This window comes from Priestia sp. FSL H7-0729 (assembly GCF_038005685.1).
Lineage (GTDB): Bacteria > Bacillota > Bacilli > Paenibacillales > Paenibacillaceae > Paenibacillus.
On sequence record NZ_JBBOTQ010000001.1, the window covers coordinates 1353954 to 1366666 of the forward strand.

The 12713-nt window shown below is 47.6% G+C and carries 12 protein-coding genes; all 12 read right to left on the reverse strand.

What is annotated here, in order from left to right; genetic code table 11:
* Nucleotides 1-17 precede the first annotated feature (17 nt).
* The 12 genes from MHH93_RS05595 to MHH93_RS05650 all read right to left on the reverse strand — a co-directional run bounded on the left by MHH93_RS05595 (nt 18) and on the right by MHH93_RS05650 (nt 12544).
* Nucleotides 18-572 carry a glutathione peroxidase gene (locus tag MHH93_RS05595; protein ID WP_500053168.1) on the reverse strand — a complete coding sequence of 185 codons (555 nt, stop codon included), beginning with the start codon at nt 570-572 and terminating at the stop codon, nt 18-20.
* 216 nt (nt 573-788) lie between these two features.
* Nucleotides 789-1514 (reverse strand): LutC/YkgG family protein, encoded by a 726-nt coding sequence (locus MHH93_RS05600; protein ID WP_500053169.1) that lies wholly within the window; start codon nt 1512-1514, stop codon nt 789-791.
* Nucleotides 1504-3024, reverse strand: coding sequence for a LutB/LldF family L-lactate oxidation iron-sulfur protein (locus tag MHH93_RS05605; RefSeq protein ID WP_500053170.1), 1521 nt, complete (start codon nt 3022-3024; stop codon nt 1504-1506). The genes MHH93_RS05600 and MHH93_RS05605 overlap by 11 nt, the downstream gene beginning before the upstream one ends.
* Nucleotides 3021-3749 (reverse strand): (Fe-S)-binding protein, encoded by a 729-nt coding sequence (locus MHH93_RS05610; protein ID WP_500053171.1) that lies wholly within the window; start codon nt 3747-3749, stop codon nt 3021-3023. Before MHH93_RS05610 ends, MHH93_RS05605 begins: the two co-directional genes overlap by 4 nt.
* 243 nt (nt 3750-3992) lie before the next feature.
* Nucleotides 3993-4754: a DeoR/GlpR family DNA-binding transcription regulator gene (locus MHH93_RS05615; protein ID WP_500053172.1), complete on the reverse strand. Its 762-nt coding sequence runs from the start codon at nt 4752-4754 to the stop codon at nt 3993-3995.
* A gap of 1 nt (nt 4755) precedes the next feature.
* Nucleotides 4756-6249, reverse strand: coding sequence for a rhamnulokinase (locus MHH93_RS05620; protein WP_500053173.1), 1494 nt, complete (start codon nt 6247-6249; stop codon nt 4756-4758).
* A 236-nt stretch (nt 6250-6485) separates the two neighbouring features.
* Nucleotides 6486-7001, reverse strand: coding sequence for a DUF2500 domain-containing protein (locus tag MHH93_RS05625; RefSeq protein ID WP_500053174.1), 516 nt, complete (start codon nt 6999-7001; stop codon nt 6486-6488).
* Nucleotides 7002-7110: 109 nt separating this feature from the next.
* Nucleotides 7111-8913 carry an oligoendopeptidase F gene (gene pepF / locus MHH93_RS05630; protein ID WP_500053175.1) on the reverse strand — a complete coding sequence of 601 codons (1803 nt, stop codon included), beginning with the start codon at nt 8911-8913 and terminating at the stop codon, nt 7111-7113.
* A gap of 354 nt (nt 8914-9267) precedes the next feature.
* Nucleotides 9268-9627, reverse strand: coding sequence for a winged helix-turn-helix transcriptional regulator (locus MHH93_RS05635; RefSeq protein WP_062833989.1), 360 nt, complete (start codon nt 9625-9627; stop codon nt 9268-9270).
* A 266-nt stretch (nt 9628-9893) separates the two neighbouring features.
* Nucleotides 9894-10457 (reverse strand): 6-phospho-3-hexuloisomerase, encoded by a 564-nt coding sequence (gene hxlB, locus MHH93_RS05640; protein ID WP_500053176.1) that lies wholly within the window; start codon nt 10455-10457, stop codon nt 9894-9896.
* A gap of 4 nt (nt 10458-10461) precedes the next feature.
* Nucleotides 10462-11094 carry a 3-hexulose-6-phosphate synthase gene (gene hxlA, locus MHH93_RS05645; protein WP_036670570.1) on the reverse strand — a complete coding sequence of 211 codons (633 nt, stop codon included), beginning with the start codon at nt 11092-11094 and terminating at the stop codon, nt 10462-10464.
* A 367-nt stretch (nt 11095-11461) separates the two neighbouring features.
* The gene (locus tag MHH93_RS05650; protein ID WP_500053177.1) at nt 11462-12544 is read right to left on the reverse strand and encodes a lactonase family protein; all 1083 of its coding nucleotides are present in this window, start codon (nt 12542-12544) and stop codon (nt 11462-11464) included.
* Nucleotides 12545-12713: the final 169 nt, after the last annotated feature.

Here is a 12713-nt window from a genome sequence, read left to right on the forward strand (position 1 = left end):
CAGTGATTGCGGTAAACCTATGAATCTTTCAACAGAATCTGAATAACCGACTTCATCTCCGGTGGAGCAATTGGCGTTTCATATCGGCCATGAGCATTCCCACTGCGGTTGATCAGGAATTTGGTGAAATTCCACTTGATCCCGTCTCCTCGGTACAATTCGGGATGCTTCTCTTTCACAAAAGTGTCCATCCACTGTCCCTCTTGGGTATCCAGATCATAGCCTTGAAACGGCGCTATTTCAGTCAGGTAACGGAACAACGGATGCATCGATTGCCCTACAACCTCAACTTTCTCCAAAATCGGAAAGGAAACCTGAAACTGACTTCTGCAATATTCTGCAACCTCAGTGTTACTGCCAGGTTCTTTCTCGTTAAACTGATTACATGGGAAAGCCAGAATCTCCAGCCCCTGTTCACGATATTTCTCGTACATCTGCTGAAGTTCACTGAACTGGCGGGAGTAACTACACCGGCTTGCTGTATTCACAATTAGCAGTACTTTCCCTTTGAATGCAGACAAATCTTCTTTGCGGCCATCCATGAACGGAACCTGGTAAGAAAATATACTCATTCGACTCACCTTCCTCTTTCTTTTTTTCTTTTCGTATCTCACATGAATTCTCTCTTGAGATGGATTATATACCTCCGCTAGTAATAGGTGAAATATATAATAATTATAAACTAAATAGTTTTATCCTATGATAGATCAAAAAAACTGCCCTCACAGCCAAAAGCTGTTTCTCGGACAGTTATCCCATCATGGTGTACCATCAAACTCGACATACCGTTAACCCATAATTAAACCATATACAATGCCTGGTCCGTGTACCCCAATGGTTAAATCATTTTCAATATCGGAAGATCGGCTTGGCCCTGAAATAAAGTGGATACCTGCTGGAAGATTCTCTCTTCCCGCTTCGTCAAATCGATCCAGCGTCTCCCCCAGTCTGGTGTACAGTCGGTCTACTGGAATAATGATGATGAGTACCGTCGGCAACAGACTAACCGAGCGACCTTTTTCCGGTGAAGAAAGTACAGTAACCGAGCCTGTGTATGCAGTTGCATAATCCGCCATGACCACACCGATATCAGCCTCAGCTGCACGAGCCTTCCAGTTCTCATCGGCTTGACTATTCCAGACTGAGATCTGTACATCTGGGAGCTGCGCTTCCAAACAGAGATCCTCAAGGGCCTCTTCATTTTGACGAATAATATACTTCGCACTCAGTTCATGAGATTTGTTCGCAATAAATTGAGACACTTCTTCCATGTTCTGAACCCGGGCAATGTGGGCTCCTACACTCACAAAATTATCGGAGAATGCTTGAATACGCTTCTCTTCATCCCATTCCAATTCAGTCCAAAAATCGGGTGCTCCGCGAAAAGGTTGGGTCGGCGCATGTCGTTGCCGGGGTCTTCTCAATTTCGAAGCAATGTCATTCATGAACTGCTCCTGTTTCTCCATGGACTTCTTCTCCAATTGTGCGAGCCATTGCTGGTGTTCAGTGACCATGCTTCTTCCCCTCCCCTTCTTCTCGTTCACGAATAATCTGCTCCATACGGCTGCGAACGGAAGAATCCATGTCTTGTTGCTCCTCGTTCAGTTCCTGATCCAGCTTGTACCATTGTTGCCGGAAGGATTTCTTGGCTAGACTTGGCGCAACCCGATAATTGTTCCAGCCTTTAAGTGGACCCAGCTTGAGAGAGATGCCGTTGTTGCGTACAACGGCCTTCTGCCCAATCTGTCCCAGACGGATGGCCGCACTAAAGCGTTTGGAATTGGATACCACAGCAGCAAAACCCTTCATGCCCATACTTTCCATCTTGTTGCCATGACCGTCTTCCACTTTACGCCTGCGTAGATAAACGAGCATATCATGTAGCGGAATTTTAACTGGACATGCTTCATAACAGGCTCCACACAGACTTGAAGCACCCGCAATGTCATTCCATTCATCAATGTTGCCATTAAGTGCAGGCGTCAATACCGCTCCAATCGGTCCACTATAGGTGCCACCATAGGCATGGCCCCCAATATGGCGATATACCGGACAAGCATTCAGACAAGCACCGCATCGAATACAATTCAGCAGTTCTTGAAACTCGGGATCACCGAGCTGAAGGGATCGACCGTTATCCACGATTATAATGTGCATTTCATCCGGTCCATCCGCATCCGCTGTACGGCGAGGACCTGTGATACCTGACATGTACATCGTCAGTTTCTGACCTGTTGCGGAGCGAGGCAATAAGGTTGCCATCACCTCCAGATCCGTCCACGATGGAATGATCCGTTCCATGCCCATGAGTGTTATCTGTGTTTTTGGAACAGTGGATACCATACGGGCATTGCCTTCATTCTCGAACAATACCATGGAACCTGTCTCCGCAATTGCGAAATTACAGCCGGTCATGCCGATATCCGCTTCCAGGAATTTCTCGCGCAGCTTTTTGCGAACAAATCCGGCAAGTACCGTTGTGTCCGGCTCCAGAATTTCACCTGCCTCTTTGGATAACAACTCTGCGATCTGATAGCGATTCTTATGGATGGCTGGAATGACAATATGAGAAGGGGCTTCACCTGCCAACTGTATGATGTATTCACCCAGGTCGGTCTCGATAGCTTCAATGCCCGCCGACTCCAGCACATGATTCAGATGTACTTCCTCCGACACCATCGATTTGGACTTTACCACCGTAGACGCCTGCTTGTGAGCCGCAATATCGAGTGCAATCGCCGCTGCTTCTACCGATGTATCTGCAAAATGAATATGGACCCCGTTCGCACGAGCGTTGTTCACAAATTCATTCAGATAATAATCCAGATGCGCAATCGTATGCAGACGAATCTGACGGCCACGTTCCCGCCACTCATCCCAGTTTCCATGTTCTTCTGAGGCAGATTTCTTCCCGTTACGCAATCGTTCTGTCGTGAATTTCACCGCTTTACGCAGAAAATCATCATTCAAGGCCAGTCCGGCACGTTCTTTGACCGTCGTATCCATAACTCCCGGTTGACTCATCCTGTTCGCACCCCCTCATACAGTAGTTCCGCCAGATGCATTACACGTACCGGTTCATTCCGATAACGCAGATTACCTGCAATATTCATCAGACAGGCCATGTCCAGCCCAACGAGTACTTCGGCTTGTGTTTCTTTGACATGATAAACCTTCTCCGTCACCATCGCTCCTGAAATATCGGACATTTTGATGGCAAACGTACCCCCAAAACCGCAGCAATCCTCAGCAAACGGAAGTGGAACCAACTCCAGTCCCTTTACTTGGGAGAGCAACGCCATAGGCTCATCCTTCACACCCAGCAGACGACTGCCGTGGCAGGATGGATGATAGGTCACTTTGTGCGGAAAATGTGCACCCAGATCGGTGATCCCGAGTACCTGAACGAGGAATTGAGTGAATTCATAGGCTTTGGCTTCCAATCGCTTTGCCTTCTCCAACCACACCGGTTCATCCGCGAACAGTTCGGGATAATGATGGATCATATACGTGCACGAACCGGATGGACAGACCACAAAATCACTATCGTCAAACGCTTCAAGAATCGTCTTGGCCGCTATCCGAGTCTCGTCCCAGTACCCGCTATTGTAGGAAGGCTGACCGCAGCAGGTCTGAACCGGCGGGAAATCCAGCCGAACGCCATGAGCGGCGAGCAATCTGACCATGGCTTCCCCCACTCGGGGATAGATGGCATCGCTGAGGCAGGTAATGAATAAGGAGACCTTCATAATTACACGCTCCTATTAACTGATTAGTAGATGAATTGACTAAAAATATTGAATAAGAATATTTACAATGAACACTCCGATGACAGAATAACCTTCCGATCGCTGTTATCCCCAGATTTTTTAATTTACTTTTTAAAGGATAAAATCCGGGGATAAAGGCGCACGCTTCGCTTCTTCAAGTTATTTCTGTCCTCTCCGTTTCGTGTAAATGTTTAGTTCAATTTATATTAATAAATTCAAAGCTTAAACCGTAATAATCTCGATATCGTATCCGCTCAAACGTTCTGTCTGTTCTACCTCCAATGGCTGATCGGTAACGATCGTATGGACTGCATCTAATCCGGATACCCGAGCAAAAGCACGGACACCAAATTTACTGGCATCGGCAAGTAAGATGACCTGATCGGATATGCCAACCATCTTTTGCTTCAGCCTTGCCTGAAGTTCATTGGATTCACTGATTCCGCCGCCTTCAAGATGTACGCCTTTGCAGGACAAAAACAATTTGTCCACATGATACGTCTCCAGAGAACGCTCCGCGAGTGGCCCAACAAAAGACAACGAGCGAGATGCCAACTGGCCTCCCGTTGAGATGACCTCAACCTTGTCACGACTGCTAAGTTCAGTCGCTACCTGAATGGAATTAGTCAAGACGGTCAGCGGAAAATCAGGCATGTTTGCTGCCATATAACCTGCGGTTGTACTGGCATCCAACAGAATGCGATCACCCGGATTAATCATCGCCAGAGCCACTTGTGCAATCTTCTTCTTCTCTTCCGCGTGGGTTGTCTCCCTGATCCGGTAAGGGATCTCCGGCTGATCTTCCTTCACACTCACCGCACCACCGTGGGAGCGGCGCAGTCGCCCTGCCTGTTCCAGCCGATCCAGATCGCGCCGGATCGTTTCCTCTGTCACCCGGCAGCGCTCACTCAGCTCGGATACACGCATACTGCCCTTTTCATTCACCATCTCCACAATCCGGTCATACCGCTCCGCTGCCAGCATGTTACACCTCACTCCCGGCTTGTGAAGTAGATGAAGCCGTCAAACGCAGAAATCTGCCGTAAGCATCTTCCCAAATGGACCTGTCCTGCGGCTCATATGCAGTTACCGGAAATGAATCACGAATGGTTCTGCGAGCTTCCCAGATATTCTTAAAAGCTCCGCTTGCCATCCATTGCACAGCCATATTCCCGATGGCACTTCCCTCTGCCGGACCCGCCCATACCGGTTTCCCAATGGAACTCGCAGTCCACTGACATAACAGGCGGTTCTGGATACCTCCACCGACCATATGCAGTCCGTTAAATGTCTGCCCCGACAATTGTTCCGTCCATCCCAGGACTCTTCTATACTTCAATGCAAGACTTTCCAGAATTGCCCTGGCAATAGCCCCCTGATCTTCTGGCACCACTTGCCCTGTACCCCTACAATACTGACGTATTCGGGTTGTCATATCTCCTGCTGGCATGAACAGTTCATCATCTGGATCAAACAAACTGGCAAATGGAGCCGCCTTTTCCGCCTTCGCCAATAACGCATCGTAGCTGATCCCCTGCCCTTGACGCTCCCACTCCCGCATGCTTTCCTGCAAAATCCACAGGCCCATGATGTTCTTGAGCAGACGGAATGTCCCGCCCGCCCCGCCTTCATTCGTGAAGTTCAAGGCCAGACTCTGGCTACTTATCGCGGGTTGATCTATCTCCGTACCCATCAGGGACCAGGTTCCACAACTCAGATAAGCAAATGAACGTTCCGTTGCAGGAACAGCCACAACAGCTGAACCTGTATCATGCTCCGCAACCGCGATTACGGGAATCGGGGAAAGACCCAGATCGGTACAGATACTGCTGCGCAGCTGTCCAACACGGGTGCCTGGCATCACGGCTTCGCCAAACAGTTTCTCCGAAATGCGAATATGCGCCAGCAACTCACGATCCCACTGCCCCGCCGATGGATTGTATAATTGCGTTGTCGTTGCATTCGTGAACTCATTCACCGCTTCCCCGGTAAGGAAATAACGAAGCAAATCCGGAATCATGAGAAAACGCTCTGCTTCATGAATTAACGGGGAACCGCTACGCTCTAGCGTTGCCAATTGATACAGCGTATTAAAGCCAAGAAACTGAATCCCTGTACGTTCAAAGATTCGCTGAGAGCTCAGCTCCTGGCGTACCTGATCCATCATGCCGTTAAACTGTGTATCACGGTAATGATATGGGTTACCCAGTAGCTCACCATGACTGCCAAGCAAACCAAAATCAACGCCCCAGGAATCGATCCCCAGACTCTCCGGCTGTTCCCCCCGCTGTTTCACAATGGTAAGCCCTTGCAACAACTCATGATGCAATCGCAGAATATCCCAGTGCATCCGCTCGCCAACCTTCACCGGTTCATTCTTGAACCGATGAATTTCGCTCGTTTCGATCCCTCGATCATTCAGATGTCCGAGTAGCGCTCTCCCGCTCCCAGCGCCCAAATCATAAGCCAGCACACTCACTGCGCGTCACCAACCTTTCGAACCCATCCTATTTTCCAAACGGCATCTCTTATTTCAGTCCGTAATCCTGTACTTTATGCTGTATTTTTTGTTTGTTTGTTTTTGTTTAATACTGTTTAACTTTATTTTACGAGTATATCACCATTGTAAGCGTTTGAATACCCTTCGCTTTTTCTTTCTTTTGGGTATACCAAAAACGACTCTCTCCACTTGGGAGGAGTCGCATTTCTTTTTCTTCACGTATAAAATTGGCCTTTGCTTACCCCCGACTGTGGCTGTACATCTCTCTCAAAATGCTTGAACCGTGTCCCCTGATAGGTCAGCATCCCCCGATCATTTTCCACCAGCATGCCATAATGGTTTCCGCCTACGATCAGTTCAATGCGCTCCCCATTGTCGAATTCAAATGTAACATAATACCGAGTAGTCGCACTGCTATCCCCGCTTCCACCTGAGACTTCTGTTCGTTTCGCCACCACCGTTGAGTGCAGGGTTAACAAGGCCGCTGCGTTATTCGATGACCATGTGCGTACCCCTGAGATGATGGCATATACAATCACACCCGCAACAATAAGAAATACGGCACCAATAAAGATGGAAACAAACGCACCCATGGCACCAAACTCATTCAATCCCGAAAAAAAACCACCCTGAATGCCTTCAAAACCCGGTACTCCACTCATGTCGTCAAACACACCAAAGCCGTCCACACTTAATTGGCCCATCGATGAGGACACGCTCATTAACGCCATTCATCATCGTTCCTTTCCCCTTGCAAAATAAGATGCACCGCCCCCACGCAAGGAAGGCGGTGCATGCAGACAACCCGTTCTGCCTTGTCCATATACTATATGAACCAGATCAGGAATACAGACGTTCAAGTTCGTCGACCAGACTGCCGACATAAGCAACCGCAGAGCGAATCGGCTCGGGTCCGGACATATCGACACCTGCAAGCTTCATTAACTCCTGCGGGGTGAGACTTCCACCGGCTTTGAGTGCTTCAAGCCAGCGATCTACCGCAGGCTGTCCTTTTTCCCGAATCTGCTGTGCTGCCGCTGTGGAAGCGGTCAAACCTGCCGCATAGGTATATGGATACAGTCCCATATAATAATGAGGTTGTCTCATCCACGTGAGCTTGGCTCCTTCATCAATCACCAGATCAGGTCCCCAGAATTCAGAGAGAATGTCCCCTTTGAGCTGACTTAACGTCTTCGCCGTAATCGGCTCATCATTAGTTGCGAGTGCATACACCCTGCGCTGCAATTCACCTTCCAGCAGATGCGTAACGAAGTTATGGTAATACGTATTCAACAGTTGCAAAATGACCCAACGACGCATTCTCGGATTATCTGAACGCTTCAATAGATGATCTGCCAGCAGCATTTCATTCATGGTCGATGGTGCCTCAATGAAATAAAGCGATGGTCTTGTATTCGTGAGCCGTTGGTAACGTCCCGCAAGCATAAAGTGGCCTGCATGTCCCACTTCATGGGCAAGTGTAAATGCTCCGCGCATATTGTTCGCCCATGAGATCAAGATATAGGAGTGTGAACCATATATAGAGGAACAAAATGCCCCTGTGGATTTGCCTGCATTATCTGCGTAATCCACCCAGCGTTCACTGAATGCGCGCTCTACGATCTCGCCATACTCCGGCCCAAGCACATCAAGTGCTTCTCGGATGAGTGTGCAAGCCTCGTCATATGTAATGGCAGGGCTAAATTCAGGATCCAGCGGGGCCTTCAGATCACAGAACATCAGCTTGTCCAGACCCAGCTCACGTTTCTTGAGAGCCGCCAGTCTGCGCATATGAGGTGCAAGTTCCTGCTGGATAATGTCGAGCACATTATTGTACATCTCTTTGCTCACTTGCTGTGGGCTGAGAAGCATATCTGTAACATCGTCGTAACCACGCAGCCTGGATAAAACAACCTGTTTCTTCACTTCGGTTGCATAACCTTCTGCGAACGTATTTTTATACTCATTCAATGTCGAGCTGAATGCAGCATAAGCAGAACGGCGCAGCTTTGTATCGGAAGACATCTCATAGTTATTTTCATAGAATGACCAGGACAGTGGACGAGTATTATCCTCTCCATCAAGGGCATCGTCAAACGTCATGTCTGCCAGTTTACCGCGCAGATAGATTCGGTATGGGGAATCCAGCACCTCTCCAAGTGAAGCGAGTACCTTCTCGGTTTCTGGTGTAAGCCGATGTGCTTTTTCCTGAATCAAACGCTCCAAACTGTGCGCATACGGCTCCAGCTCCGGAAGTTCCTGAATATAACGCTCTACAGTTCCATCCGGAAGTTCAACGATCTCCGAATTGACAAAAGACAAGGACGACGACAGATTCGACAGGATATCTCCTGCTTTGGCTGAATTCTCTATGTTTACCGGATTGGTGCTGTCCTCTGACTGCTTCAAGCGGGCATAAGAAGCCGTCTTGCCAATGCGCTCCTGCAAAGCTTCACGGGCATCTAGACAAGCCAGCAATTGTTCAGCGCCTTCGCCCAGACGTCCTCTGAACGTTTCAATCTGGGCAGCAGCCTCAGGAAGTGATCGAAGCTCCTGCTCCCACTCTACATCGGTTACAAATAAGTCTCTCAATTCCCAGGTGGTTTCCTGGTCTACCTCAGCACGTGTACGTATTTTTTCCATCTTTAGTTGTCATCCTCCTTGCATTTTCCAATATCTCTCATCGTATCATATTACGCTTATCTATACATGACATCTGCGAATAATGAGACCTATGGTCCAGATTACAAATTAGTTTATCCGTGTCACTCCAATGACAGAATAGCCTTCTGATCGCCGTTATCCCCAGATTTTTTTGATCCCTTTTCTAAAGGGAAAATCCGGGGATAAATGCGAACGCTCCGCTTCTTCAAGCTATTTCTGTCCCCTACGTTTCGTATAAACTTTTGCTCATGTGACCATGGTTTGAAAGTAACTAAAAAAACGCTAGGTGATGGAAAAACTCCATACACCAAGCGTTTTAATGAATATAACTATTTAACTTTCTTTCCAGATTACATTTTCACCGTAATTTTTACCCCAGTTATACATTGCGTGCAGGACAGGCATCAGGCTCTGACCGTGATCTGTCAACGTGTATTCTACCCGTGGAGGGACCTCTGCATACACTTTGCGCTCAATCAGTTTGTCTTCCTCCAGTTCACGCAGCTGATTGGTCAGCATCTTCTGGGTAATATGAGGGATTAGACGTTTCAGCTCACTGAAACGTTTGGTGCCTTCCAGACCCAAATGCCACAAAATAATCAGTTTCCATTTGCCACCGATTACCGCAAGGGTCAGTTCCTTCTCACAGTTGATTTCTTTCAGATTAATCCGTTCCTTGACTTCGGCTGCCATGGCTCCGAGCCCCCTCATCTTCAATCTTATATCGCGTATATTACGCATATCACGGGGATACTTCACTTCAGGTAAGCTTTCCGCTCCATGCATGATGTAATAAGTACATTCATTCGATACAGCTATCTATTAATTCTACTACAGCCTGGTCGGGATGCAAAGTTTAACTGTAAATCATGATAAAACCTATACAGATGAATGATTATGTATCGCAGAAAAGACCAGAACCCTTCATGATCAAAGGATTCCGGTCTTTCATCTATTCACTATTCCAGGTTCGCGTGGCGGCCAAACATATCCGCTCCGGTCATACCCTTCATTTCCATCATCGTAAGGATGAGAGCATCCATGCCAATTAACAGTCCCTGTTCAAACAGCGAGCCCATGGGCTGAATGGTTACTTCCGCTCCGGAAGTCGCTGTGTCCTCTTTGGCTGAAGCCGGAAGGCGCACTACCGTAGATGCCAATTGACCGATCGTGGACTCTGGCTTAATCGTAATCAGGCCGACAGGTGCACCAGCTTGACTAGCCTTTTGAGCCATGGCTACCAGACTGCCTGTTTCTCCTGAGCCAGAGCACAGCAAGAGGAAATCCTTAGAGCTGATCCCGGGTGTAACGGTCTCGCCCACCACATATACACGAAGCCCCATCTGCATCAGTCTCATGGCAAAGGCCTTTCCCATAAGTCCTGACCGGCCTGCTCCTGCTACAAAAATCTGTTCTGCAGCCAGAATGTGCTCAGCCATCGCTTGCATCTCTGCATCATCGATCTGGCTTAACGTACGTTCCAGCTCCTTCAAGATGTCAGCTGCGTACTGTGTTTTGCTCATCTGCTTACCCTTGTTTAACGAGACGTTGCATTTCAGCTGCAACTGCCGCTTTGTCTGCTTGTCCTGTGATACCGCCGCCTACAATAACCAGATCCGGTTGTGCTTTGATTACTTCTGGCAATGTTTCCAGCTTGATTCCACCAGCAACAGCCGTTTTAGCATTTTTCACAGCTGCTTTGATCGTTTGCAGATCTTCGAACGGGCTTTGTCCTTCGGCTTGCAGGTCATAACCTGTGTGTACACAGATATAATCTACGCCAAGCGCATCAATTTCACGAGCACGTTGTTCAAGGTTAGGCACGTTGATCATGTCCACAAGAACTTGTTTGTTTTGTTTCTTCGCTTCTGCTACTGCACCTTTGATCGTACTGTCATTGGTTGCCCCAAGCACAGTGATCAGATCCGCACCAGCCTCAGCTGCTTTCATGATTTCATAACCACCAGCATCCATAATTTTAAGGTCTGCAAGAACTTGCAGATTAGGGAATGCTTCTTTCATCGCTTTTACCGCGTGCAAACCTTCATTAATAACGATTGGTGTACCAATCTCAACGATATCAATATATTGTTCAACCTCTTTAACCAATGCGATACCTTCAGGGATATTTACCAAGTCAAGCGCCAATTGCAATTTCATCATTTATTTCTCCTTTGTTGTTCAAGTATGAGTCGTTCCTGTAAAAATAATAATCAGATATTTAGCCTGCACCAATTGGTCTGTTCAGATGCATGCAGTGTTTGTTTTGGCTACTTACTCATTGTAGACCCTGACTATCCATTCAGGAAGTACGCACTTTGAAGTGGGGTAGTTACTTGGGCGATACTATTGATAATTTTTCGTTGTTAGGTGAATCTTATTAAAGAACTTATCCTATGTTTCATGCCGCTTGCTGCAGAACAGCAACCTAATCATCCAACCAGGTGTTCAATATAAAAGACCCCGCCATATGGCAGGGTCCCTAACATTTTCAATGCCAGCAAAGCTGGTTTACGAATTTATCGTTTTACAAGTATACAGGTTTCACGCATACCGGCTTGGATACACCAGTGCTGTGACCTGTGTATTTCAGACGTCCGCTCTCCTGATCCACCGTGAATGTCACGATGTTGTTGGTGTCACGGTTAGCTGCGATCAGCAGTTTGCCGTTAGGTGTCAGAGCAAAGTGACGCGGGTGCTCACCTTCAGCAGATACATGCTCAACCAATGTCAGGTGACCTTTGTCTGCATCTACAGCAAATACAACGATGCTGTCATGTCCACGGTTAGAACCATATACATAACGTCCATCATTGGAAACGGTAATTTCCGCTGTTGTATTCTCTTTGCCATCATATCCATCAGGCAATGTGGATACAGTAGACAATTCAGTCAATGTACCCGCTGCTGCATCGTATTGGAACGAAGTAATTGAAGAATCCACTTCGTTAATCACATAAGCGAATTGACCATTCGGATGGAATGCCAAGTGACGTGGGCCTGCACCCGCATGCGTTTTGGTTTCACTGTGCAGCACAAGTTCATTCTTGTCTGCATCAATGGAATAGATGGCGATTTTATCCGCACCGAGATCCTGTACCATCATGTATTTGCCATCCGGGCTGAAGAAAGCGGAGTGCACATGTGGCTTGTCCTGACGTTCAGGATGCGCACCTTGGCCTTCATGTTTCTTCTCGTCGAGAAGCGCTCCAACTTCACCGTTATCCGTCAAGGCTTGCAGACCTACCAGACCACCGTGGTAGCTGGAGAGGATCAAGTATTTGCCGGAAGGATCACGCTGGATATGGCATGGTGGAGCTGAAATGGAGTCATTCCGGTTCAGCAATGTTAATTTTCCTGTAGAAGGATCAATGCTCAGAGCTACAGCTTCAGACATTTTATTGCCTTCAGCAGACGCTGTTTCACCAATCGCATACAGTTTGTTACCCTCAGTATCCACGTTGACAAACGTCGGGTTTTTCACGCCCGCGATGCCATCAAGCTTGGACAAGCTGCCTGTATCCTCATTCAATTCATATGCATAAATGCCCTCATTTTCCGTTTCGGCATAAGAGCCAGCAAGTACGAGCAAGCGTTTTGATTCACTCATTACAGTTTCCTCCTCTATGTGTATGTAATCTTGTTGCACCTCTTCTATAATAAATCTGCCATATCAAAATAGCAATCCGCTGCCCTTGCGCATCCGTAAAATCATCGGTTAGAACACGCGCGGAATGCACACAATCATACTGAAATCCATTCATATGAGGTGTATCTTC

Bases quoted from the DNA above. Each gene is read 5' to 3' on its own strand.
- MHH93_RS05595 (WP_500053168.1), bottom strand. From the start codon at position 572: ATGAGTATATTTTCTTACCAGGTTCCGTTCATGGATGGCCGCAAAGAA.
- MHH93_RS05600 (WP_500053169.1), bottom strand. From the start codon at position 1,514: ATGGTCACTGAACACCAGCAATGGCTCGCACAATTGGAGAAGAAGTCC.
- MHH93_RS05605 (WP_500053170.1), bottom strand. From the start codon at position 3,024: ATGAGTCAACCGGGAGTTATGGATACGACGGTCAAAGAACGTGCCGGA.
- MHH93_RS05610 (WP_500053171.1), bottom strand. From the start codon at position 3,749: ATGAAGGTCTCCTTATTCATTACCTGCCTCAGCGATGCCATCTATCCC.
- MHH93_RS05615 (WP_500053172.1), bottom strand. From the start codon at position 4,754: ATGCTGGCAGCGGAGCGGTATGACCGGATTGTGGAGATGGTGAATGAA.
- MHH93_RS05625 (WP_500053174.1), bottom strand. From the start codon at position 7,001: ATGGCGTTAATGAGCGTGTCCTCATCGATGGGCCAATTAAGTGTGGAC.
- pepF (WP_500053175.1), bottom strand. From the start codon at position 8,913: ATGGAAAAAATACGTACACGTGCTGAGGTAGACCAGGAAACCACCTGG.
- MHH93_RS05635 (WP_062833989.1), bottom strand. From the start codon at position 9,627: ATGGCAGCCGAAGTCAAGGAACGGATTAATCTGAAAGAAATCAACTGT.
- hxlB (WP_500053176.1), bottom strand. From the start codon at position 10,457: ATGAGCAAAACACAGTACGCAGCTGACATCTTGAAGGAGCTGGAACGT.
- hxlA (WP_036670570.1), bottom strand. From the start codon at position 11,094: ATGAAATTGCAATTGGCGCTTGACTTGGTAAATATCCCTGAAGGTATC.
- MHH93_RS05650 (WP_500053177.1), bottom strand. From the start codon at position 12,544: ATGAGTGAATCAAAACGCTTGCTCGTACTTGCTGGCTCTTATGCCGAA.